Below are 23,287 nucleotides of genomic sequence, written 5' to 3'. Positions count from 1 at the left end.
AGCAAAGCATTCGTTCATATCGCCATGATTAATTTGATGCTGACCAGGCTGTCCTCGGGGAAGGTATCAAACTTTTAAAACACGCACTTAGCGGATTTGCATTCTACCGGTCACTCTTCCAGGCAAAAAAGGGGGTTGAAATTATCAATCCCCGCCACGGAATATCAATCCTCATCGGGTGCTTGAACAAGCCCAATATTAAAGATAGTTAAATAACGATAATTGCTTTACCGTCCCATAAGCCTGCATAGCCGCCTGTAAAGCGGTGGACTGTAATTGAAACTTACTAAGCGCATCCGCATAGTCAAGGTCTTGAGTCTGGGAGAGCGTTGTCTTGGTATCTAATATAAACTTGTCGTTTTGGCTTTCCTGATCGGTTAAATTATTCAACCTTGTGCCGATACTGGCTCTTATATCTAAAATACTGTTTCTTGCAGTATCCAAATCGGTTAGAACATTGCCAAGCTGGCTTTGGAAAGTCTGCGCATTCGCCCCTGCCATGCTTTGACCATCTGTAAATCCTGCATCCGTTAAAAATGTTCCGGTCGTATTATTGATTTGTATGCTGGAGGTTGCACCTGTCGCAACTGAAACAAATTCGATGTTATTGCCGTTGTTCCGCGCTTGAATATCGCCGCCAAGCCCTCCTGCCCCGATTTGCGCATTAATTTCCGTGACAACGCTGTCGATATTGGCGAATTTTTGCCCGGTCAAATCTATTGATGCTGTAACGCCTCCCGTGCCGACCAAATCAAATTGAGTTGGAGACGAGGTGTAATCCAAGCCATAGCGCGCAAACCGACTACCGGTAATTTGAGCAGGGGTAGCATTTAAATTAGCCCCCAATGCATCGGATAGCGCTTTTAAAGTATTAAATACGCTTCGGTTGCCGTTCTCGTCGGCAGCCGGACTACTCGATTTTATGTTTGAGAATACGTTAACGCCTAAATCGCCATCAGCCACTTGTCTGGTTGGGCCAATTTGCAAAGTCCTTTGCTCTGAAGCCCCCTGATAATCATAATTGCCGGATACCGCGTTTTTCACAAAAGTAGGCACGCCGGAAAGATTACCTGAAAAGATAAATTCGCCATTGGCATTTTGGGTATTCGCAACACCAGCCAGCTGCTCAATCAATTGATCTATTTCGTTTTTAATTCCCAGCCTGTCACTGCTATTTAAAGTATCGTTCATAGCTGAAATGGTCAGTTCCTTGGCCCGATCCAATACATCGCCTGTAGTCGCCAGCGCAGATTCCTCAATATTCAATCGCCCGCGGGTCGTAGCAATGTTAGCTTGATATTGGCTTGTTTTCGCAATTATTTTGTTAAAGTCCAATATTTGTGCCGCTGCCGATGGATTGTCCTCAGGTACTGACACTTTAAGCCCGGAACTTAATTGCTGCTGCAAACTGTATAACTTGCTTTGCTGAGCGGACATTCCACTAACAGTGCGCTGTTGAGCCCATACTGTTGAAATTCTCATCGTCACGGTCATTGCCATCACTCCTATTTAATTGCGCCAATCAAAGTATCGAATGTAGATCTGGCTATAGCAACCGATTGCGCAGCTGCCTGATACGCTTGTTGAAACTTGATCAAGTTGGCGGCTTCCTCATCCAGATTCACACCAGCCAAACTCTCTCTGGCCCCCTTTGCTTGATTCAATAAGGTTTCTTGAGCCGAAGAACTCAATTGGCCTGCCCGCGTCAAGGTTCCGACACCTGAAACAATTTGGCCATAGGCATCACTAAATGAAGCGCGTCCGCCTAACATGCCCATTTTATCCTTGAGACCTGCCAGCAACAGTGCATTTCTATTATCGCCGGGCATAGGCCCATTGACAGTAACATAAACGGGGTTGCCCAATGCATCCACAACCGGATTATTTGCCGCGTCAAGTTTTTGAATCGGCTGCTTGGTTACCGGGTCGACTTCGATATTGGTGGCTGCCGCTATTTTTCTCGGATCGGTAATATTGACACTAATGTTCTGGGCGGCGCTGTAAGTTGGTCTGATGACAAATTCATCGCCGACCGATATGGTTTTAGTTCCGCTTCTATCGACCTTCATATCAATGCCCGGTAAGGCGGTCATATCGATATTTGCCGGTTGAGTCGCTGCAAACGATAAGGTGAAAACACCTGTGGCCGGTACAGTGTCAGTAGCCGTAAGGTTAATCACCTGATTATCCCGAAGCCTGGTTAGAGTGTAGTCAACCCCGCCGCCTGCGTTAACATAAGTCAGTTTAAAATCGCTAAAGTCCAGGTTTCCCGCTGCCGATGGATTGAGGTTTACATCCTGAAAACTAGCGGTAACGACTGCATCGCCGCCATTAAGCGGGTTCTGAGCAACCGGAACATCAGTACCGGCAAAGTTAAATAAGTCTACTCCTGCCACGCCGTTCAGATCGAAACCATTTTTATGTACGGCATTAACCTCCATTGCTAAACCTGCCGCAACCTGACCCAGTTTTTGCTGGGCAGGATCAAGCACTTCATCGCGAAATCTTAATGCACCGCCCAAGGAGCCGCCATTGATCTGGTTCGTTATGTTTATAGTGCCGTTAGCGGCCTTAATGCCAATTTCTATCTTATTTGGATCCATTTGAGACTGAGATGTCGTAAATGTAGCCGCTCCATTGCCAAGAACCAAAGCCTGCCCGCTGCCGATAAAAACACTGGAAGAACCATTATCCTGAGGAATTACTGTGATGTTGACTATTTCCGCTAACTTTGACAGCAAAGCATCCTGTTTATCCAACAAATCGTTAGGTTGCTTCAAGCCTTGCGATTTGCCTAAATTTGCCGAGATTTGCTGGTTAAGGTCGGCTATGGAAGCGGCTAAAGAATTAACTTCGTTAATCTTGGAGGCTATGTCATTGTTATTCTGCGTACGTATCTCCTCAAATCTGTTATTCATCGTATTAAAGCTTTGCGTTAAAGTGCCCGCCTCGGACAATAACACCTGTCTGGCAGGGACCGACGAAGGATCGGATGACACACTGCTTAACGCGTTAAAAAAACGATCCATGACAGGAGCTATGCCGGTACTGGCATCGGCCATGATATTGTCAACGCTGGTAGCCAATTGATAATAACGGTCCGCATCTGAAGAGGCGGAGATACTGGAAGTTAATTGCTTATTAATAAACTGGTCATAACTACGGGCAATATTAGTAATATTTACGCCTTGCCCGACATATCCATGACCGGTAAATACCGAGGAGTTTGTGGACAGCTCCACCCGCTCGCGGCTATAACCATCTGTATTAACATTGGCAATATTATGCTGCGTAGTCTCTAGCGCACGCTGGGCGGCCAGCAAGCCTGACAATGATGTTGATAATAATCCATTCATGATAGCGCCCTGCTCTGAAAATTAGATGCCAAACTCAATCTGATCATTGATTCATCGCCACGATTACATCAGGCTCAAATTCAGCCATCGTATTGCCTTGGTAAATATTCATGACCTTATCGGCATATTTCGGATCGGTTGCATAACCGGCCCGCTGTAATTCATGCATATATTGTTCCGCATTACCCACTTTCTTAAGTGCATCGCTATAACGCGGATTATTTTTTATAAAGTCTACGTAGTCCCTGAAACTTTCCGCAAATGAATCGTAAGATCTAAAACCGGCATTAACTTTTTTAGCGATACCTTGGTCGAACTCCAGTGTAGTCACCTGCGCCTGTTTGCCTTGCCAGCTTTTATCGGCTTTAATGTTAAACAAGTTAAAACTGTTACTGCCGTTGGCGTTCTTTATCACCGAGCGTCCCCACCCGCTTTCCAGCGCGGCTTGCGCCAAAATAACCTTGGGTTCTACGCCCAGTTCTTTGGCGGCCTGTTCGGCGTAAGGATGCAAACGTCTGACAAACTCTTCTGCTGACTGTATCGACTGTACATGTTCATTCTTTAGTCCACGCCCAAGATGCCCTCCATCGAACGGAATTTCTGTCATTTCATTAAGTGGAGTTCTATCTTGCAAATAAGGAGTCACTTTAACTTGACCGTCTTCAAGGCTGATAGCGGAGCTAGCGGTTTTTCCGCTGACCTGACGGTTAGCCACTTCCTGCTCAGCCCTGCTTGATGAGATACCTCCCGATCTATTCAGATAATCTTCAATATCCTGTTTATCATTTTTGGGTTTATCGGGGCTCAATTGTTTGACGATCAAGTCGGCCAAACCAACGCCGGGAGAGCTCGACAAATGCAGGGCTAGCTGCTGATCGTACATTTCGCTATAGAATTTACTTTGGTCGCTATCCATAGCGCCATCAGCCAGCTTGGCTTCACGCATACTTTTAAGCACGTTATTTAGAAAGATCGATTCGAATTGCTTGGCAACTTCTTTCAATGCTTCCGGCGAGTCGTTTCTAGCTTGGTTTTTTAATTTAGCCAAACCGGAAAAGTCGGTATAAACATCGGTATTTTGTGCATTTAACATAGCTGCAATCTCCCGCCTAAATAATGCGCTTTAATGCCGGCATCTTTAGATAACCATTAACTCGGCATGTAAGGCACCGGCTGATTTCAATGCTTCAAGAATAGCGACCAAGTCACTGGGCGCAGCACCTACATCATTGACTGACTTTACAATTTCATCCAAAGAGACGCCTGGATTGAATACGAACATATGGTTTTTTTCTTCATCAATCTTTACGTTGGATTTTGGCGTAACTACCGTCTGCCCATTGGAAAATGCGTTTGGTTGGCTAACCTTCGGGTCTTCGGTAATAGTAACGGTCAAGCTACCGTGTGACACCGCCGCAGGCTGTACCCTAACTTTACCGTTAATGACGACCGTGCCGGTGCGGGAATTAACAATAACCCGAGCCGGCGCATCATCCGGAATGACCATCATGTTTTCGACTACTGAAGCAAATGTCACTTTTTGATCGGGATCTACCGGCGCACTAACTCTAACCGAAGTCGCATCGATCGCTTTTGCCGTATTAGCGCCCAATACCTTATTAATAGAGTCTGCCATACGGTTCGCCGTCGTAAAATCCGAAGTATGCAGATTAAAAATCAGCGCATCGCCTTCAGCAAAAGAGGTACTCACAACACGCTCAACGGTTGCTCCGTTGGGTATACGGCCCACGTTAGGATTATTAACGGTAACGCTTGAACCGTCCTGTCCCGATGCGCTTAAACCGCTGACTACCAGGCTGCCCTGTGCAATCGCGTAAACCTGTCCGTCGGCACCTTTCAGCGGGCTCATTAACAACGTGCCGCCCCTTAAACTTTTTGCGTCTCCCAGAGAAGAGACAGTAACGTCAATAGTTTGACCGGGCTTGGCGAATGCCGGCAGTTCCGCCTGAATGGAAACAGCGGCAATATTTTTTGCTTTAGGATCGATACCGGGAGGTAAGGTCAGACCAAGACGCGCCAACATGCTGCGTAATTCTTGTCCGGTAAATGCGGTTTTATCTCCGGATTTATCCAGTCCGACGACCAAACCGTAACCTACCAGTTGATTGCTGCGTACGCCATCTATAGAGGCAATGTCCTTGATACGCTCAGCATAAACCACTCCGCTGTAGGCAATAGCAAGAAGAAGTAATAAGACAGAGGGTTTATAAATTGTGTTCATGTCAAAAATCCTGGTTTTAGAATGGGAACCATGCGCTTTGAAGAATTCTTGATAGCCAGCCCATTTTGCTGGCATCCGCCATAGCGCCTTCACCGACATACATAATGGTTACATCGGCTACTTTGTCGGAGGAAATAATATTGGATGCATTGATGTCGACCGGTCTGACGATACCGGATAACCTGATAAATTCATCGCCTTGATTTAAGGTGACTCTTTTTTCGCCCCTTACGCTTAAATTGCCGTTCGGCAACACATCGACAACCGTAACGGAAATGTTGCCGCTTAAACTATTGCTTTGATCGGCAGCGCCCGAGCCTTTAAATTCTTTTGACGATTCCAACGTGGTGGTAGGACTTTGTCCGGTGAAAGCAGATGCGGCAATACCGAACATCGACGGCGCCGAAGCTGACATCGTGGTATCTTTTTTCGTATTGAGATCGTCCGCCTTTTTCGCTTGAGTCGCTTCCTGGAGCGTAATAGTCAAAATATCTCCAATCCGTTTTGCCGTATGATCTTCAAACAAACGCATATCGTACCCGGACTGGTAGATTGATCCGCTGTTTTGTACCGGAGGCCTTAAATCGGCCGGAGCAACCGGAGCAAATGTAGGATCTCTTTGTGGTATTGGTGTACAAGCCTCTAACATGGACAGCATGATTGCAGCAATGCAAAAGGCTGGTAGCGAACGGCCCTTCAAGCCACGCATAGAACAGTTGCTGAAGGAGCCGCGGCAAGCAATTGCCGTTAAACCAAATTTTTGAGTCTTCATGCCATCTCTCCTGACTTATAATTGCTGTGTTACAAAAGACAGCATCTGATCGGCTGTTGAAATCGCTTTGGAATTCATCTCATAAGCCCGTTGCGCTTCGATCATATTGACTAACTCCTCAACGACATTGACGTTGGAAGTTTCCAAAGAGCCTTGATTCAAAGTCCCGTATTCACCTTGCCCGGGCGTTCCGACAATTGGCGCGCCGCTAGACGCGGTTTCCCGGTAAAGGTTATCGCCAGTCGCCTGCAACCCGGTAGGATTGATAAAATTGGCCGTCTGGATTTGTCCCAATTGTTGGTTTACACCGGCGACTACAGCTGACACCGTACCGTCAGTACCAATAGTGATGCTTTCAGCCGTTGCCGGCACAGTAATTGCCGGGTTCAGCGGCATTCCGCCTGAAGTGACTATCTGTCCGGTTGAGTCCAGTTTTAAAGAACCGTCACGGGTATAGTGGGTCTCGCCGTTGGGCATTAGAACTTGCAGAAATCCCCGGCCATTAATTGCCACATCCAGCGAATTATCCGTTTGTTGAACATTGCCCTGGCTATGGACTTTTTCGGTGGAAACCGTTTTAACACCGGTACCCAACTGAGTACCCGTTGGATTTTGAATATTTTGCGTGGTATCGCCACCGACTTGGCGAATATTCTGATACATAAGATCGTCAAACATTGCCCGGTCTTTCTTGAATCCGATTGTATTCACGTTGGCCAAGTTATTGGAAATAACCGCCATTCTTGTCTGTTGGGCGTCCAGACCGGTTTTAGCTACCCATAATGAGCGTTCTGTCATGATAATCTCCTTCGTGCCAATTTATTGCCTCACTTAAATGCAAAGCATGATGCGTGCCATTTTCTCAACGCTCCTTTTTTCTCGGCGCAAAAAAAAGCCGGGCTTTGCCCGGCTTTTTAAATGAACTCTATTGAATTTATCCTATTTGCATCAACTTGGCGCTCGCTGCAGAGTTTTCATCTACGCTCTTCATAACCTTGGTTTGCAACTCGAAATTTTTTGCCAACTCAATCATTTCTGTCATTGCTTCAAAGCCCTTAACATTGCTGCCTTCCAAAACACCTGAATTCAAGCTGACATCGGCATCGGCCGGCAAAGGCTGGCCATTTTTAGTATGGATCAAACCATCCCCCTGCTTTTCTATGTCCTTGATGTCAGGCTTAACCAGCTTAATCCTATCCACCTGTACCGTAGTCGTCGCGTTACCGGAACCCATTGGAATAATGCTTATCGTACCGTCACTGCCGATGGTCACCTTTTCAGCAGGCGGAATTGTAATGGGGCCATTTTGTCCAAGCACCTGCAAGCCCGCGCCGTTTTTCAGTAAACCTTCCGGAGTAATGCGAAGATCGCCGGCACGGGTATAAGCTTCCTTACTGTCATAATCCCCTCCCTGAACGGCAATCCATCCCTCGCCATTGATCGCTACATCCAAATCGCGACCGGTGGTCTGCATGGCACCAGGCATGAAATCGGCGGCAGGTTTTTCTATCATTGCATAAACCCGAGTGGGATAGCCCGCTCCCGTTACAGGGCGGCTACGAAACCAGTCCAAATCGGATTTGAAACCGGTTGTCTGCATATTCGCCAAATTATTGGCGTTTGAGTTTTGCGCCTGTAACGTCTGTTTGGCGCCACTCATAGCAATGTATAAACTCCGATCCATGACTGCTCCCCTTTACCTTAAAACCAGAAACTTAAAACAAAATAACAGCAAGTATTGTTCCAATAACATCAGGTTCCATCCTATCCATTACGCACGCAGGATAGTTTCTATTAGGGTTTTCTCAGTGGTAATCGCTTGAGAGTTAGCCTGATAAGACTGCTGTGCAACGATCAACTTAACCAGCTGCGCAGATAAATCTACGTTGGAACCTTCCAGGGCTGACGACTGAATCGTTCCAAAGTTATTATCGCCGCCCGCACCGTAAATAGGCTGGCCGGAACTTGAGGTTTTAGCCCAGGTCGTATCGCCTAATTTGGCTAATGCCTGGCTGCTTTGAAACCGCGCCAACGCCACTTGCCCTAAAGCCTTGGAACCGCCATTACTATATCGTGCGAATACCACGCCAGTGCCGTCAACATCAATGCCTGTCAGATTCCCGGCGGGCAAACCATCTTGTGTTAGCGCATTGACGCTAAAAGGCGTCGCCGTTTGGGTTGTACCGGCATATTCCAGGTTAAACGCCATCGGTTTTACACTTATATTAGGATTGATCTGCGTCAAATCGATATTGCCAAATTCCACTTTGGTTGCAGTAACGCCGCCAACCGTATCAAGCAAGCCTGTCGCGGTGAAAGTCAACGGCACAGGGTCTCCAGCCATATTAAGCCCTACCACTGACGAGTCCGGCGCCGGTAGCGGCGGTGTGGAAGGCCCGCCTGTTGTAATACCATAACCATCGATAAATAAATACGCATTCCATGCGTTAGCTGCTGCCGGATCTTTTACATAATAAGTGGACGCAATATGAGCGTTACCCTGAGTATCGTAAGTCGTAACCGATGTCATATTGTTATAAGACAACGGGTCCTTAGGGTCAAACGTTGTATTGGTCGGATTATTCGCAGCCCCGTTCAGATTTAATTTCATCGCAATATTTTCCGTGGCACTAGGCAAGCCTTGAGACGTATCGATCGTCAACGGCCTGAAAACACCGGTACTAAAACCTTCCGCGGCCGTAGTGCCGTTAGGTGCAAAAGCCAATAAATACTTGCCTTCACTATTAACGACATTGCCTGCACTATTTAACTGAAATGCACCGTTACGGGTATAAGCTGTCGGTACTGAAGGATCGACCGGAGCGGTTGGATTATTGGGATCGGGAAGATTCACGTTGTCCGACAATACAAAAAAACCATTGCCGCTGACCGCAAGATCAAGGCTGTTTTGAGTCGCTTCAATGTTACCTTGGTTAAATTGCTGCGCCACTTCGGTAACTCTGACCCCGGTACCTGGCTGAGTTTTGCTGACGCCGGATAAACTGCTCGCATACACGTCCGCAAATTCAGCACGCGATTCTTTAAATCCGACAGTTTGCGCATTGGCAATATTATTGCCGGTTACCTGTAAGTTTGTTGATGCGGCTTTTAAGCCGCTTAATGCTGTTGCAAAACCCATGTTACACCCCCAATCCTAAAGAATTTGTTTAATCTGATTGAAATCGACACTATCTAATCCCGTCAAATTGACCTTTACGCCATTACCTCCGCTACCCATGCTGACGCTGTCGACTTGCGATTTAATATCCGTGTCCAGCGTTGTATTTTTTCCGTCAATATATCCTGTTGCCTGAATTTTATAGACGCCTGGCTTAGCTGCAGTACCATTTGAATCCAGCCCATCCCAGGTAAAAGGCACTTTACCTGTACTCTGAGCTCCCAGGTCCGCCTCACGTATAATTTCTCCTGTCGTTGCATTGGTCACCTTGACATGAACGCTGGTTGCGTCGCCGGATAAATTAATATCCCCGGATATACTGCCGCCTTGCGTCAACAGCCCCTTTGTTCCCGGCGCGGATACAGTTCGCCCCACTAGACTCGATGCTTGTAATGCTTGTCCTGAGGTGATTGACGTCGCAAAATCGCTAAACGACTTTTGCAAATCCTGAATTCCGGATACCGTCCCAAATTGCGCCATTTGCGTGATAAATTCAGTGTTCTCCATCGGCTTTGTAGGATCTTGATGGGTCATCTGCGTGGTCATCAATTTTAAAAAGTCCGCTTGTCCCAATGTGCTTTTCTTAGGGGTTGTTGCCGAATCTTTTTTAGGCGTAACGGTTAAGCTACTGTAGTCGTTTGTTGCTGTGCTTTGGATTGCCATTATTTATCTCCCCTTACTGTCCCATTTTTAAGGTCTGAAGCATCATCTGCTTTGCCGTATTCAATACTTCTACATTATTTTGGTAAGAACGCGACGCTGACATCATGTTGGCCATTTCTTCAACCGTATTAACGTTTGACTTAAAAATGAAACCGTCTTTATTAGCCATAGGATGATTAGGAGCGTATTCCATAACAGGAAGAGCCTGGCTTTCGACGACGCCCAAGACATTGACCTTGCTTGTCGCATTCTGCTTATCCATCGCTTTATTCAATTCAGCGGCAAACACCGGCTGCCTGGACCTGTAAACCGCTGTTTCGCTGCTGCCAACACTGTTCGCATTCGATATATTGCTTGCAACCAGATTGAGCCTTAACGATTGAGCATTCATGCCGCTGCCGGCAATATCAAATATACTTGAAGCCATGACTATTGCCCCCTTACTGCGGTCATCAGACCTGAAAAGCCGTCCTTAATGAACTGTAAACTGGCTTGATACTGCACCGCGTTTTCAGCATATTTAGCTTGTTCGATATGCGCTTCGACAGTATTGCCATCTAACGACACCTGACTGGGATTGCGATACATAACATTAGCCCCGAATATTTGTTGTTGTGGCGGCGCAATATGTCCGGCTTGAGTACGCTCCATAGTTACACCTGAAGCTACGCTTTGCTTTAAAACCGACTTAAAATCCACATCGCGCGCTTTAAAGTTGGGCGTATCCGCATTTGCTAAATTGGCAGCTAATATATCGCCTCTTTTTTCCCGAAAAACCAGGGCCTTAGGGCGAATGCCGAGTGCCTCTTCAAAATTGATAGCCATGATAGTTACCTCGTTAATTACTTGTACAAAGACAAAAGCACAGCGTATGCCATAAAATCGTAATCATTAAAAATCAATGAGATAAATTTTTTTCGAGTTATTTACCTATAATCCACAGTTGATTACGATTAAAATGTTTTTAAATAATCCGGCAAAATATCGCCGCAATATATCTAAGTCAGCGGACAAACAAAGCCGCATGTCAATAAATTGACTGGCATCTAAAAAACAAGCCACTATCAATCCCGCCTGATAATTCATATAGTCATAAAGCAGACGCGAACGATGATAAAAAATACTCCGCTCATTTTTATATTAACCTTTATCTTTTTTAATGCGGCGCATGCGGAACAGGACAGCCAGTCACATGACTCGATTGCTGAAGCCGTTAAAAGTTATGTTGAACAAAATATAAAATTGCCGGGGGAATATGAGATGAGCTTTATGCCATTAGACAGCCGTTTGAATTTGCCTCAATGCGCCGAACCGCTGGAAGTATTTACAACAACCGACATTAAAGCGGGCAGATCGACCATAGGCGTGCGTTGTAATACGGAAAAGAAGTGGTCCATTTTTACTTCGATAATCGTCAAAACTTACCAGATGGTCGTAGTCTTATCCCAACCGATACAACGCGGCGAGATTCTTACCCGGCAACATATTGCCATTGAAAAAAGAGAAGTAACCAATCTTCGGGAAGATTTTGTTACTCAAATAGAGAAAATTGAAAACAAACAGGCCCTACGTCAACTCAACACCGGAACCATTCTTAGTTTGAGAAATTTTGCCGAACCTAAACTGATCAAAAGAGGGGATAAAGTTGTTATCAGCGCAACGAGACCGGATTTTTCTATCAGGATGAGTGGTGTGGCAATGATGGATGGCGTTAAAGGGCAAGTTATCAATGTTAAAAATCAGAATTCGGGACGCGTTATTAGTGCAACGGTTGTAGAACCCGGACTCGTTTCTGTAAATTATTAAAATCTCACACCGGATAAAGCTGAGTAGCTTGCCTGCTCAAACGAAACTTATGCCCTATAGGCATAAATAAACATTTAAAGTTTTACATCGCATTGCCGATAAATATCTCAAATGAAAAGTTATCGAGGAATTTGACATGGCTATCGAAATAACCGGCAGGACAAGCGGCCTGACGACCATCTCCCCCCCCTTAAAGAGCGGGGTTGATGCTGAAAAAAAGGTTGCTGTTGCAAACACTGAAGAAAGTGATAGCGTTGCGCTCACAGCAACAACACAGGAAATAAAGAAGACCCTAAGCTCATCCTCTTCATCTCCTGTAGATGTTGACCGGGTTAACGCTATTAAAAAATCGCTTGCCGATGGCAGTTATTCAATAAATGCTGAACAAGTAGCAAAGAAATTCATGCAGTTTGAACGGCTAATGCCCTAAAAAATAGCATATCCCTATGATAGTAAAAACATATCCGATTACAGAACAATTGATCAGCAACGCATTAAAATTGGCGCAGCAACTTCATCAGGAACTTAACAAAGAAGCCGAAGTTCTAAAAAACGCGCCACAAGCAGAGCAGGTTAATAATATCGCTGCAAATAAAAAACAGCTGGTTATGCAATTGGAGCAGTTCAACTCACAAATTTCTCAAGTTTTAGCCACCGAGAGCCTCCCTAATAGCCAAGAAAGTATCAGGGAATATTTTAACAGAGCTAAAACAGCTGGCTTGGCAATCACCGAATCAAGCGGCAACTGGTCCCAGTTAATGGACGTTTGCGCAAAATGCAGAGACTTGAACGAACAAAATGGCGCCAGTGTGGACCTTTTATATCGCCACACTAAGCGCTCATTGGATATATTAAAAGGCAAACCTCAGTTTGCAAACACATACGGTTCCGATGGTTCAACCCAAAGTGAACACTATTCTCGTACCTTGATCTCGGTATAGCTGACTCTTCATGCTCGACAATATCTTTTCGAGCCCCGCTACAGCTTAGCTATTCATTATTAATAAAACTCGTGCTTTTAATCTATGATGACAAGGAATCCAGTCACCCCGATACTCAATTAAGCGCATTAACCTGCATAGGTGGCTTAGTACCCGGCAACGTTCCAAATAGAACCAATGAATTAAATCCCCATCTATGATAGAATCGGCCCTGTTTTTGCCCCGATAGCTCAGCAGGATAGAGCGGTCCCCTCCTAAGGGACAGGCCGGTGGTTCGAATCCGCCTCGGGGCACCATTTATATCAACAACTTAGTACTATCTTATCCATCTACCGGGCGAGCAGAAACTTCGTCTAAGCCACATCTTCTATAAAACGCCATATTGCACAACTTGACGACTGTTCCTTGGCGCGCTTTTATTTAACCCTTTCTATACGCTGAAGACGTTTGTTGACGGCAAATTTTTATCGAGACACTAATCAATATGCCATTTTCCACCCTCGGTTTATCTGATCCACTGCTACGCGCCATTGCTGATGCAGGCTATACCACGCCCTCCCCTATTCAGTCGCAAGCTATTCCTGCCGTATTGAAAGGCCATGACGTGTTGGCAGCCGCGCAAACCGGAACAGGCAAAACGGCAGGCTTCACCTTACCTATCCTGCATCGCTTATCGCAAAAATCTTATAGCACCAACCGCCCGGTAAGAGTATTAATTCTAACGCCAACCAGGGAACTTGCAGCGCAAATAGGCGAGTCGGTCAGCAAGTATGGAGCCCATCTGCATCCTCGCTTAAAATCCGAAGTCGTTTTTGGCGGGGTGAAAATCAATCCGCAAATGATGAGATTAAGAGGAGGCGTCGATATACTGGTCGCAACGCCTGGACGATTGCTGGACTTGGTCAATCAAAATGCAGTAAAGCTCAACAATGTGGAAACACTGATACTTGATGAAGCCGACCGCATGCTGGATATGGGATTTATCCGGGACATTCGGAAAATTATTGCCTTGCTGCCGAAAAAACGCCAAAACCTGCTGTTTTCGGCTACTTTCTCCGAAGATATACGCAAACTCACCACCGGACTTCTGGTTAATCCGGTGAAAATCGAAGTTGCTCCGCGCAATACTGCTTCAGAACTGGTCGAACAGGTCGCTTATCTGGTCAATAAAGCCCAAAAAACCGAAGTGCTTTGTCACTTGATCAAACAAAATAATTGGCAGCAGGTTTTAGTGTTCACTACCACCAAGCACGGCGCTAATCGACTTACCGAAAAACTCAACAAGGTTGACATTAAGGCGGCGGCAATACACGGCAACAAGAGCCAGGGGGCTAGAACCAGCGCATTGACAGGATTTAAAGCCGGTGAAATCAGGGTATTGGTAGCGACCGACGTAGCGGCGCGCGGCATTGATATTAACCTGCTTCCGCATGTAGTCAATTTTGAGCTGCCCAGAGCGGCAGAAGATTACGTACACAGGATAGGCCGCACCGGACGGGCCGGCGAGGAAGGTCAAGCCATTTCACTGGTATCGCATGATGAATACAATGCCTTGCGTCTGGTTGAAAAACTGATCAAGAAAGAGATTAAACGCGAACAAATTGCCGGCTTTGAAGCCTCCGCAGTAGCTCCACCGGTACCGGCCGAGCCGCCACGCGGTCCGCGTCCTAGCAGAAAGCCGAATCAAGCTCGCAAACCCGGCGCTAATCAAGCAGCCCGCAACAAACTTAAAACAGCAAACGCTTAAATTTCCAGGTCGGGTTAACATCGAGCTAACCCGACAATTCATCCCCACTGTGATTTACGGACATTAAAGTTTCGCCCTTTTATCTTACCGTTTCTCAAGCAGGCTAAAGCTTTATCGACACTGTCACGTTTGATAGCCACGTAAGCATGGGCGTCAAAAATATCGATTTTCCCCACTTCAGTGCCTGTGATCCCGGCATCGCAGGTTAAGGCGCCTAATATATCGCCGGGACGCACTTTATTTTTGCGGCCGCCATCTATCCATAAAGTCACCATCGGCGGCTCGAAGCGTTGCTCATAACTCATTTGAAACGGCGCCACTTCATCCCATTTGGCGGAAATAGCTTGATATTCTTCAATGGTTTTAACTCGGTTTATTTCCTTGTCCGTACATAAGCTTAGCGCCAAACCTTTTTTACCGGCGCGGCCTGTTCTCCCGATACGATGCACATAAATTTCAGCGTCCCACGGTAATTCATAATTAATCACCGCCTGCATATCTTTAATGTCCAGTCCCCGCGCGGCCACATCGGTCGCAACCAAGATGGAGCAACTTTTGTTGGCAAAACGCACCAACACTTGATCCCGATTCTTTTGTTCCAAATCGCCATGCAACGCTTGAACCGAAAAACCGATGTCCTCAAGCAAGCTTGCCACATCCTGGCAATCTCTTTTGGTATTGCAAAAAACCACGGTTGATTCAGGCCGGTAATACGATAAAAGATAAGCCAGCGCATTTATCTTTTTCGATTTTTCCACTTGGTAAAAACGCTGTTCAATATCGTTGTCGTGATGACTGGTCTCAATACTGACGGAAACCGGCTTAAACTGGAATTTCCGGCTCATTTCCCGGATGGGATCGGCATAAGTTGCTGAAAATAACAATGTTTGCCGATGCGTCGGCGCGTATGAAATCACGTCGGAAATGATTTCTTCAAAACCCATATCCAACATCCGGTCAGCCTCGTCCAGCACTAACACTTTTAAATTACTCAAGCGTAAGCTGCGCTTGCGCAGATGCTCCTGCAACCGCCCCGGCGTGCCGACAACAATATGAACGCCATGCTCTAATGAAGCTAACTGCGGCCCAAAGGGTACGCCGCCGCACAAGGTCAACACCTTGATGTTTTGCGTAAACCGGGCTAATCGGCGAATCTCCTTGCAAACCTGGTCGGCAAGCTCCCGGGTTGGACAGACAACCATAGCCTGAACCCTGAAACTGTTCAAATCCAGCTTGGACAATAGGCCGATACCAAAAGCGGCGGTCTTGCCGCTACCGGTTTTGGCTTGTGCAATCACATCCCTGCCCTCAAGAATATGCGGCAGACTCTCTGCCTGAATTGGAGTTAGGTGGGTATAACCTAGGGATTCAATGTTTTCGAGCAAGGCGGGCTTTAAAGCTAGGGATGAAAATTCGGCAGTGTTCACAAGGACTCTTTTAGTGATATGAATGAAGACGAAGCGCCGTCACTCGAATGATAATGATGCCAGATACTGGCTTTGATTAACGCGCCACCAAAGATAAAACTCTGCGTCTTTGATGGCGATGTTTTTAAATTTGAGGTTCTGTTATATGAATGAAAAAGCGCGTTTCGCTCTACTTTTCCGACACACTAATAAACCCATGCAGGCCTCTCTTGGACTTAACAGCTAACCAATCTTTCAATTGCTTTAACTCTTCGGTTTCTTCCAAACCATCCAGGCTTTGCTTATTCTTTAACAGCCGAAATGCCGCCGACAGCACTTTATAACGGTCTCCGGTAATACCGGCGCGCCTTAAGCCCACGGTGTTCAGCTTGTAATGCCGGGCGGGACGACCGCCGATCAGCATAAAAGGAATGACATCCATATTCAGACCGGTTGTACCCTGTACTATCGCATAGGAACCGATCCTGCAAAACTGGTGCGCCACCACGGCCCCACCAATGAACACGTTATTGCCGACTTGGACATGTCCGCCGATAGCGACATTATTGGCGAATATGGTGTTATTGCCGACCGTGCAATCATGCGCGACATGACTATTGTTCATAAAAAAGCAGCCTGAGCCGATGCGCGTTTCGGCATTTTCTTTAGATGCGCGATGCGCGGTAAAACCTTCCCTAAAAACGTTATTGTCACCGCAAACAAGCCAGGAAACCGTCTCCGCTTTAAAACCGGTATCTTGCGGCAAGCCGCCTAATACAGCATGCGGATGCAATATATTGCCGTCGCCCATTTTTACATGACTATGCACCACTGCATGAGCGCCTACTTGGCAATTAGCGCCCAGTTGAGCACCTGTCTCAATAACGGCAAAAGGGCCAACCGTAATATTCTCACCCAGTGATACATTGGGTGCTATATAAGCGGTCGGGTGAATATTTTGAGCCATCTTAGCTATCCTCTTGGGTGATATTTTGAATGTAATTCTTTGAGTCTTTCGCGGGCGATATGGGTATAGATTTGCGTGGTCGATAAATCCGAATGCCCGAGCAATAACTGTACAACGCGCAAGTCGGCGCCGTGGTTTAATAAATGTGTTGCGAATGCATGTCTTAAGGTATGCGGCGATAACTCTTTGTTGATACCTGCTTTTTTCGCATGGCGTTTGATAATATGCCAAAAAGCCTGCCGCGTCATATTCTCCGCCCGGCTCGTGACAAACAGATAATCGCACTGCCGCTCATGAAGAATAGCCTTTCTTGCTTGATTCATATAACTTTCCAGCCAGCTCATAGCTTCTTCGCCAACCGGAACCAGGCGCTCTTTGTTGCCTTTGCCGATAATCCTGACTACGCCTTGCCGAAAGCTAATCTGTTCGAATTTTAAATTAACCAGTTCCGATACCCTAAGACCTGTCGCATAAAGCATTTCAAGCATGGTTCTATCCCTAAAACCTAAAGCATTGGTGACTTCAGGCGCGTTAAGCAACAGCTCTACGTCCTGCTCAGATAACGACCCCGGCAAGGGCTTGCCGATGTGGGGCGATTCTATCAATGCCGTCGGGTCGATTTGTATGCTGTTTTCCCTGATGTAATAACCGTAAAAACGCCGCAAGCTGGACAGTATACGCGCAGTGGACCTGCTGCTTATTTGTTCGTCATAGCGACTGGAAAGAAAATCTGATAGCGCCGCGCCATCGACTTCCAGCATTGGCTTTCCATTCAGCCATTTGGCAAAAATTCTTAAGTCACTGCCATAAGCTGAAAGCGTATTATCACTCAAACCCTGTTCCACCCAGACCGCATCAAGGAATTGATCTATCAATGCTGTTGCATTCATCTTTTATGACTTGCTTCAAATTCCAGCAGTTTATATTTTATCGTCATTAAGCCGCCGTCGGTTTGCCCGCAATAGCCGCCCATACCGGACACAGAAACGACCCGGTGACAAGGAATAAACAAAGCATAGGGATTATCCCTGCACGCATTGCCGACAGCTCGCGCCGACGACCCTATTTTTTTGGCCAATGCGGAATAGCTTATCGTTTCTCCGAACGGTATCTGGCAAAGCGCGGCCCATACTTGGTTTCTGTAAGCGCTGCCTTGCTTCAACAATTTTATATTAATGCGCTTATCGGGATTCTGCCAATATGGGTCTAATTCATGTTCACAAGACTGATTAAAACAAACGTCCAATTCCCAATCCGTTCTGGTAATCACATCCTGTTGGCTATAAATAACAAGCTGCCCTGCCGGGGTCTGAAGTTTCACAATATCTTCGGCTCCCGAACAGCTTTCTACCCATTGAATCACAAACGGCATTAGACAGCTCCTATAGAACTTGTATTATTTAAAGTGCAAAATAATACTGCATAAAAAAAGGCAGCTCAAAGCTGCCTTTTTTTATCTCGTTTGAAAACTTGATTAAAGTTTTTCTTTAATACGAGCGGCTTTACCGGTCAAGTCACGCAAGTAATACAACTTAGCACGACGAACATCGCCGCGGCGTTTAACGTTGATTTCGCTAATCAGCGGACTATGAGTTTGAAAAACACGCTCAACACCAGTACCGTGGGAAATTTTTCTTACTGTGAAAGCTGAATTTAATCCGCGATTACGTTTCGCAATCACGATGCCTTCAAAAGCCTGAATTCTTTCACGATCGCCTTCTTTTACTTTAACCTGTACAACAACCGTGTCACCTGGACCAAAGTCAGGAATCTGTTTCAGTTGTTCCGCTTCCAATTCATCAATAATATTGCTCATACCACACCTTAATTTAAACCAACTCCACAATAAATTCTTTAAGCAAATTTTCCTGCTCTACGCTCAAATTCTTTTTTTTCAATAAATCCGGCCGTCTCTGCCAAGTCCGACCCAAAGCCTGCTTCATCCTCCAGCGCTCTATATCCGCATGATTGCCGCCTAATAAAACACCCGGCACCGAACGGCCTTCAATCTGTTCAGGCCTGGTAAAGTGCGGACAATCCAGTAAACCATCGCTATGGGAGTCTTGCTGTGCAGAACCCTCATCACCAAGCACACCCGGTAATAAGCGCGTCACTGCATCAATCACTACCAATGCAGCAAGTTCGCCGCCGCTGATAACATAGTCGCCGATAGACCACTCATCATCGCAATCCAGCTCAACAAAACGCTCATCAATACCTTCGTAACGTCCTGCAATCAAAATCAATTGCGATACTTCACACGCTTCAGACAACAAAGCCTGAGTAATCGGCTTGCCTTGCGGGCTCAAATAGACCACTTTCGTAGCCCCAGAGTCTGCCAGCTTCGCACTATTAACTGCATCATGCAGAGGCTGATACTTCATGACCATACCGGGACCGCCACCGTATGGCCGGTCATCAACAGTTTTATGTCTGTCGTGGGTATAATCTCGAGGATTCCATACTGATAAATTGACTATATTGCGTTCAATTGCCCTGCCCGTTACCCCGTAACTCGCAGCCGCCGTCACCATTTCCGGAAACAATGTTACAACATCAAAACGCATGCTGATAATCAGAACTCAGGATCCCAATCGACAATAATTTTGCCTGTATCCAAATCAACATCAATTATCGTCTGTTCCTGTAAAAACGGTATTGCCCGTTCCCGCTCTCCCTGAACAATAAGCACATCATTGGCACCTGTTTCCAACAGACCATCAACAACACCTAGCTGAATACCATCAACAGTCTCAACATTTAAGCCGATTAGTTGTGACCAATAATATTCACCTTTAGCCGCTTTTGGCAATTGCCCTGGGGTTATGAAAATATCCCAACCAATTAAACTTGCAGCCTGATCCCTGTCATTAATATCAGACAGTTGGGCAACTATCGTCTTACCTTGTAACTGTCCATCAACAACATTAATCGCTTTTGTCTGATCGTCTTTTTTTAGCAGCCAGGGGGAATAAGTTAAAATATTTTCCCTTGGATCAGTGAAGGAAAATACCTTAACCCATCCTTTTATACCAAAAACGCCGGAAATCTTTCCAACGTTTATATGCCGTTGCTCTGACAATTCAGTTTATGCTGCAGCTTTGCGTGCGTCTTTAATCAATTTTGCAACGCGATCAGAAGCTTGTGCGCCGTTAGCTTTCCAATAATCAGCACGGTCAGTGTCTAAGCGCAACCTTTCTTCATTGCCACGAGCCAATGGATTAAAAAAACCAAGACGTTCAATATAACGGCCATCACGACCGCTTCTGCTATCGGTTACAACAACATGATAGAAAGGACGATTTTTCGCGCCACCTCTAGAAAGACGAATGGTTACCATCTAAGTTCCTCAAAAACATTTAGTCAAAATTGAATCGGCCTATTCTACTCGATTTTCTCTATAAGTAAAGAACAACGCACATCGCATTATACTTATTCACTTTAAACATCAAATAGGTAGTCATTAACGTAACAAAAACTATCTTCTCATACTCATGCCGCGCACATTATTTTTTATGCCTCGCATCATGTTCGCCATATTGCCGGTTTTGAAACGCTTCATCATTTTCTGCATCATCATGAATTGCTTCAATATGCGATTAACGTCGGACAACTGCTGACCACAACCATCAGCAATACGCTTCTTCCGAGTACCTTTAATTAAGTCAGGATAGCGTCTTTCTTTCATAGTCATAGAATTAATCACGGCAATCTGACGCGATAGTTCCTTATCATTAACCTTATCTTTCATTTCTTGAGGAATACTGCTCATGCCCGGCAGTTTATCCAGCATAGAACCGACTCCGCCCATATTCTGCATTTGCAACAATTGCTCACGAAAATCTTCTAAATCAAAAGATTTACCTTTCTGAAGCTTTTTAACAAGCTTTTCGGCTTTTGCCTTGTCAACTTTCTGCTCAATTTCCTCAATCAAGCCTAATACGTCGCCCATACCCAAAATACGGGACGCAAGACGATCCGGGTAGAATGGCTCCAACGCATCGGTCTTTTCGCCCATACCGATAAACTTAATTGGCTTACCGGTAATATGGCGTATAGACAACGCCGCACCGCCGCGCGCATCGCCATCCGCCTTAGTCAGGATAACTCCGGTTAACGGCAATGCATCATTAAAGGCTTTTGCAGTAACAGCGGCATCTTGGCCGGTCATGCTATCGACGACAAATAAAGTCTCAACAGGATTAATTGCCGCGTGCAGTTCTTTAATCTCGCCCATCATTTCATCATCGACATGAAGACGGCCGGCCGTATCGACAATGACTACATCAAGAAATTTTTTCTTGGCAGCATCAATCGCATTTTTAGCAATATCAACAGGCTTTTGCGAAATATCGCTTTCAAAAAACTCTAAAGAGAGATCGTTCGCCAACGTCTGCAACTGCTTGATAGCCGCAGGGCGATAAACGTCAGCACTAACTACGCCGACTTTTTTCTTCTGATTTTCTTTTAGCCAGCGACCAAGTTTAGCTACCGTAGTGGTTTTACCAGCCCCTTGCAAACCTGCCATTAAGATAATGGCCGGAGGAACCGCATTAAGGCTCAGCTTTTCGTTTGCCTCGCCCATGACAGCAACCAGCTCAGCTTGAACCAGTTTGATCAGCGACTGGCCGGGGGAAAGGCTGGTTTGAACTTCCTGACCTAATGCACCAGTTTTGACGCGCTCAATAAAATCAGTAACCACCGGCAAAGCAACATCAGCCTCAAGCAACGCCATGCGCACTTCGCGCAGGGTGTCCTTGATGTTATCTTCAGTCAAGCGCCCCTGGCCTTTAATTTTTTTAAGCGTGCTACTTAATCGATCGGTTAAATTATCAAACATATCAGTATCTTTATTAAATCTGAAGGAAACCACTCACTAACACAAATGCGTTAGGACTATTTAGCGAGATATATTAACATAGCCCTTAAAGCCTTTGCATTAAACTACGAGGGAATTTGTGGTACACAGGGAAGCGTCTATCGCATTATACGTAAGCCGACGCCATTTACCCGCATCCATATAGACAGTGAGTCCCGCCTTACAGAGGTGGCTATCATTGATATCACAACCCAATATAAACAGCCTTAATGAATACCGCACTCGCTATCTTTTCAATTTGTACATATCTGGCAAGCTCCCTGCTTATTGCCCGAGACGCTCATCGGAACAAGAGACATCGCGCACCGCTTTATCTGGCATGGGCGGCGGTATCCGGGCATATTTCGTACACAGCTATCGTTTTCCAGCAAAGCAACAGTTTCAACTTCAGCTTTATCAATACTGCATCCCTGATTTCACTCATTGTCGCCCTACTGCTGCTTATTGCAATATTGAACAAACCAGTCGAAAAACTGGGACTCATCATATTTCCGATTGCCGCCATCATGCTCGGTCTAGAGCTGAATCTGCCTGAAAAACCACATCTACTGCACACTCATAATTGGCAGATGAGCATCCATATATTAACTTCGATTATTGCATTCAGCCTGCTGAACATCGCCGCCTTGCAAGCCATTTTGCTTGCGATTCAGGACCAGCAACTTAAAAGCCATCCACCTAAACGCTTCATCCAGTCGCTGCCATCCTTGCAAGCTATGGAATCTTTGCTGTTTCAAATGCTCGGCACAGGACTTTTTTTCCTGACCATTTCTTTGGTTAGCGGCTTTATTTTTATTGAAGATTTATTTGCCCAGCATTTGGCGCATAAAACTATTTTATCGATTATCGCCTGGATTATTTTTTCCAGTTTATTGATAGGCAGGATGCGTTACGGATGGCGAGGAAAAACAGCGGTCCGTTGGACACTGGCTGGATTCATCTTGCTGCTGCTGGCTTACTTTGGCAGCAAGCTGGTGCTTGAACTGATCTTGAGGAGAACCTGATAAAGAAGAGCCCCAATCCGCTCTTCTTTATCAATTAATTATAGGTTTACTACCTGCAAAGCGAAGATCTATGCATATAAATCAACTCGACCAGAACTTGCTGTACCAGAAGCCGAATCTATTAACTTTAAGGCAGCCTCTCCCTGAGCTCTCTCAACGTCCTGACCTTTTTTGATTATAGCGACATCCACATTTTGCGCTGTCGTAGCCGATTTCATAAGAGCCGTTGCCAATCCCGGCGCGTCTGAGCCATTAACTGAACCAACCATAAAAACCTCCAATATCTAAACTCCCTAGAGTATTATCGTCCTGTTTGTATAATATTT

Annotated in this window: 25 protein-coding genes and 1 tRNA gene; 6 read left to right on the top strand and 20 right to left on the bottom strand. The window is 45.8% G+C overall.

Going from position 1 to position 23,287, the window contains the following annotated elements; genetic code table 11:
- Positions 1–198 precede the first annotated feature (198 nt).
- The 11 genes from flgL to flgB all read right to left on the bottom strand — a co-directional run bounded on the left by flgL (position 199) and on the right by flgB (position 11,036).
- Complete coding sequence (gene flgL / locus EKO24_RS13945; protein ID WP_241674545.1) at positions 199–1,494, bottom strand: flagellar hook-associated protein FlgL; 1,296 nt, start codon at positions 1,492–1,494, stop codon at positions 199–201.
- A gap of 11 nt (positions 1,495–1,505) precedes the next feature.
- Entirely contained in the window at positions 1,506–3,356 is a 1,851-nt protein-coding gene (gene flgK, locus EKO24_RS13940) for a flagellar hook-associated protein FlgK (RefSeq protein WP_127027964.1), read from the bottom strand.
- Positions 3,357–3,399: 43 nt separating this feature from the next.
- Positions 3,400–4,449 (bottom strand): flagellar assembly peptidoglycan hydrolase FlgJ, encoded by a 1,050-nt coding sequence (flgJ, locus tag EKO24_RS13935; RefSeq protein ID WP_127027965.1) that lies wholly within the window; start codon positions 4,447–4,449, stop codon positions 3,400–3,402.
- Positions 4,450–4,494: 45 nt separating this feature from the next.
- Positions 4,495–5,598 (bottom strand): flagellar basal body P-ring protein FlgI, encoded by a 1,104-nt coding sequence (locus tag EKO24_RS13930; protein WP_127027966.1) that lies wholly within the window; start codon positions 5,596–5,598, stop codon positions 4,495–4,497.
- A gap of 16 nt (positions 5,599–5,614) precedes the next feature.
- On the bottom strand, positions 5,615–6,256 hold the full coding sequence (locus EKO24_RS13925) for a flagellar basal body L-ring protein FlgH (RefSeq protein WP_421743935.1): 642 nt from the start codon (positions 6,254–6,256) through the stop codon (positions 5,615–5,617).
- 129 nt (positions 6,257–6,385) lie between these two features.
- Positions 6,386–7,168 (bottom strand): flagellar basal-body rod protein FlgG, encoded by a 783-nt coding sequence (flgG, locus tag EKO24_RS13920; protein ID WP_127027967.1) that lies wholly within the window; start codon positions 7,166–7,168, stop codon positions 6,386–6,388.
- A gap of 136 nt (positions 7,169–7,304) precedes the next feature.
- A complete protein-coding gene (locus EKO24_RS13915; protein ID WP_127027968.1) occupies positions 7,305–8,054 on the bottom strand; it encodes a flagellar basal body rod protein FlgF in 750 nt (249 codons plus the stop codon).
- 87 nt (positions 8,055–8,141) lie between these two features.
- Positions 8,142–9,509 carry a flagellar hook protein FlgE gene (gene flgE, locus EKO24_RS13910; RefSeq protein WP_127027969.1) on the bottom strand — a complete coding sequence of 456 codons (1,368 nt, stop codon included), beginning with the start codon at positions 9,507–9,509 and terminating at the stop codon, positions 8,142–8,144.
- A 15-nt stretch (positions 9,510–9,524) separates the two neighbouring features.
- Positions 9,525–10,211 carry a flagellar hook assembly protein FlgD gene (locus EKO24_RS13905; RefSeq protein WP_127027970.1) on the bottom strand — a complete coding sequence of 229 codons (687 nt, stop codon included), beginning with the start codon at positions 10,209–10,211 and terminating at the stop codon, positions 9,525–9,527.
- Positions 10,212–10,224: 13 nt separating this feature from the next.
- Positions 10,225–10,638, bottom strand: a complete 414-nt coding sequence (gene flgC, locus EKO24_RS13900) for a flagellar basal body rod protein FlgC (protein ID WP_127027971.1) — start codon at positions 10,636–10,638, stop codon at positions 10,225–10,227.
- Positions 10,639–10,640: 2 nt separating this feature from the next.
- Entirely contained in the window at positions 10,641–11,036 is a 396-nt protein-coding gene (gene flgB / locus EKO24_RS13895) for a flagellar basal body rod protein FlgB (RefSeq protein WP_127027972.1), read from the bottom strand.
- Between the two features lie 285 nt (positions 11,037–11,321).
- Here flgB and flgA point away from each other — a divergent pair, with 285 nt between their 5' ends.
- The 5 genes from flgA to EKO24_RS13870 all read left to right on the top strand — a co-directional run bounded on the left by flgA (position 11,322) and on the right by EKO24_RS13870 (position 14,705).
- Complete coding sequence (gene flgA / locus EKO24_RS13890) at positions 11,322–12,017, top strand: flagellar basal body P-ring formation chaperone FlgA (protein ID WP_127027973.1); 696 nt, start codon at positions 11,322–11,324, stop codon at positions 12,015–12,017.
- A gap of 136 nt (positions 12,018–12,153) precedes the next feature.
- Positions 12,154–12,447 carry a flagellar biosynthesis anti-sigma factor FlgM gene (gene flgM / locus EKO24_RS13885; protein WP_127027974.1) on the top strand — a complete coding sequence of 98 codons (294 nt, stop codon included), beginning with the start codon at positions 12,154–12,156 and terminating at the stop codon, positions 12,445–12,447.
- A 16-nt stretch (positions 12,448–12,463) separates the two neighbouring features.
- Positions 12,464–12,958: a flagella synthesis protein FlgN gene (locus EKO24_RS13880; protein WP_127027975.1), complete on the top strand. Its 495-nt coding sequence runs from the start codon at positions 12,464–12,466 to the stop codon at positions 12,956–12,958.
- 219 nt (positions 12,959–13,177) lie between these two features.
- Positions 13,178–13,254 (top strand) — tRNA-Arg (locus EKO24_RS13875).
- Between the two features lie 188 nt (positions 13,255–13,442).
- Positions 13,443–14,705, top strand: coding sequence for a DEAD/DEAH box helicase (locus tag EKO24_RS13870; protein ID WP_127027976.1), 1,263 nt, complete (start codon positions 13,443–13,445; stop codon positions 14,703–14,705).
- A 38-nt stretch (positions 14,706–14,743) separates the two neighbouring features.
- Here the strand turns inward: EKO24_RS13870 and dbpA are convergent, their stop codons facing one another.
- The 9 genes from dbpA to ffh all read right to left on the bottom strand — a co-directional run bounded on the left by dbpA (position 14,744) and on the right by ffh (position 21,918).
- The gene (gene dbpA / locus EKO24_RS13865) at positions 14,744–16,132 is read right to left on the bottom strand and encodes an ATP-dependent RNA helicase DbpA (RefSeq protein ID WP_127027977.1); all 1,389 of its coding nucleotides are present in this window, start codon (positions 16,130–16,132) and stop codon (positions 14,744–14,746) included.
- A 169-nt stretch (positions 16,133–16,301) separates the two neighbouring features.
- Positions 16,302–17,078, bottom strand: a complete 777-nt coding sequence (lpxA, locus tag EKO24_RS13860; protein WP_127027978.1) for an acyl-ACP--UDP-N-acetylglucosamine O-acyltransferase — start codon at positions 17,076–17,078, stop codon at positions 16,302–16,304.
- A gap of 5 nt (positions 17,079–17,083) precedes the next feature.
- On the bottom strand, positions 17,084–17,968 hold the full coding sequence (gene xerD / locus EKO24_RS13855) for a site-specific tyrosine recombinase XerD (RefSeq protein ID WP_127027979.1): 885 nt from the start codon (positions 17,966–17,968) through the stop codon (positions 17,084–17,086).
- A complete protein-coding gene (locus EKO24_RS13850) occupies positions 17,965–18,450 on the bottom strand; it encodes a methylated-DNA--[protein]-cysteine S-methyltransferase (RefSeq protein ID WP_127027980.1) in 486 nt (161 codons plus the stop codon). The genes xerD and EKO24_RS13850 overlap by 4 nt, the downstream gene beginning before the upstream one ends.
- A 102-nt stretch (positions 18,451–18,552) precedes the next feature.
- Positions 18,553–18,894, bottom strand: coding sequence for a 50S ribosomal protein L19 (gene rplS / locus EKO24_RS13845; protein WP_104423717.1), 342 nt, complete (start codon positions 18,892–18,894; stop codon positions 18,553–18,555).
- 13 nt (positions 18,895–18,907) lie between these two features.
- Complete coding sequence (gene trmD, locus EKO24_RS13840) at positions 18,908–19,645, bottom strand: tRNA (guanosine(37)-N1)-methyltransferase TrmD (protein WP_127027981.1); 738 nt, start codon at positions 19,643–19,645, stop codon at positions 18,908–18,910.
- 8 nt (positions 19,646–19,653) lie between these two features.
- Entirely contained in the window at positions 19,654–20,160 is a 507-nt protein-coding gene (gene rimM, locus EKO24_RS13835; RefSeq protein WP_127027982.1) for a ribosome maturation factor RimM, read from the bottom strand.
- Between the two features lie 6 nt (positions 20,161–20,166).
- Complete coding sequence (gene rpsP / locus EKO24_RS13830) at positions 20,167–20,418, bottom strand: 30S ribosomal protein S16 (RefSeq protein WP_127027983.1); 252 nt, start codon at positions 20,416–20,418, stop codon at positions 20,167–20,169.
- A gap of 138 nt (positions 20,419–20,556) precedes the next feature.
- Positions 20,557–21,918 (bottom strand): signal recognition particle protein, encoded by a 1,362-nt coding sequence (ffh, locus tag EKO24_RS13825; RefSeq protein WP_127027984.1) that lies wholly within the window; start codon positions 21,916–21,918, stop codon positions 20,557–20,559.
- Between the two features lie 248 nt (positions 21,919–22,166).
- On the opposite strand from ffh, the gene EKO24_RS13820 reads away from it, so the two are divergent.
- Entirely contained in the window at positions 22,167–22,961 is a 795-nt protein-coding gene (locus EKO24_RS13820) for a cytochrome C assembly family protein (protein ID WP_127027985.1), read from the top strand.
- Positions 22,962–23,287: the final 326 nt, after the last annotated feature.

This window comes from Candidatus Methylobacter oryzae (genome assembly GCF_003994235.2).
Taxonomy (GTDB): Bacteria; Pseudomonadota; Gammaproteobacteria; order Methylococcales; family Methylomonadaceae; genus Methylobacter_A; species Methylobacter_A oryzae.
The sequence above is the reverse complement of the archived record's forward strand: the minus strand, read 5'-3'. Positions and strand labels throughout refer to the sequence as shown.